1 pseudogene is annotated in these 601 nt (G+C 79.7%); it reads left to right on the top strand.

The features are described from left to right. Window positions 1-601, top strand: a pseudogene (locus GPJ59_RS36785) (polyketide synthase); the annotation flags it as partial.

Raw genomic sequence — 601 nt, 5'->3', positions numbered from 1 at the left:
GAGTCGATCGACGCGGCCGGCTCCACGGCCGTCACGCAGGGGACCCTGCGCCGTGACGAGGGCGGTCCGCAGCGCCTCCTGGCCTCCCTCGCCGAGGCCTGGACGCACGGCGCGCCCGTCGACTGGCAGGCCGTCGGGGAGACCCCCGACGCCCCCGTCGAGCTGCCCACGTACGCCTTCCAGCGGCGCACGTACTGGCTGGAGGGGACCGGCGGCGGCCGGATCCCCGCCGTCGTGGACGAGGCCGAGGCCGCCTTCTGGGAGTCCGTCGAGCGGGCGGACGCCGACGCGCTCGCCGGGACCCTCGAACTGGCCGACGCCCAGCCGCTGCACGACCTGCTGCCCGCGCTGACCGCGTGGCGCCGCCGCCGGCGCGAGGCGAACGCGCTCGACGCCCGCCGCTACCGCGTCGTGTGGAAGCACCGCCCCGACGGCCCGGCCGCCTCCCTCGCCGGCACCTGGCTCCTGCTCACCCCCGGCGCCCCCGGCGACGAGCGGGTCGAGGAGGCCCTCACCGCCCACGGCGCCCGGACCCACCGGGTCGCCCTCGACCCGGCCGCCGCCGACCGGGCCGCCTGGGCGCAACTGCTGCGCGCGGCCC

The sequence above is a fragment of the Streptomyces bambusae genome, assembly GCF_019400985.1.
In the GTDB taxonomy this organism is placed as follows: domain Bacteria; phylum Actinomycetota; class Actinomycetes; order Streptomycetales; family Streptomycetaceae; genus Streptomyces; species Streptomyces bambusae_A.
Note: the sequence above shows the minus strand (reverse complement) of the source record. Positions and strands in the feature narration are given on the sequence as shown.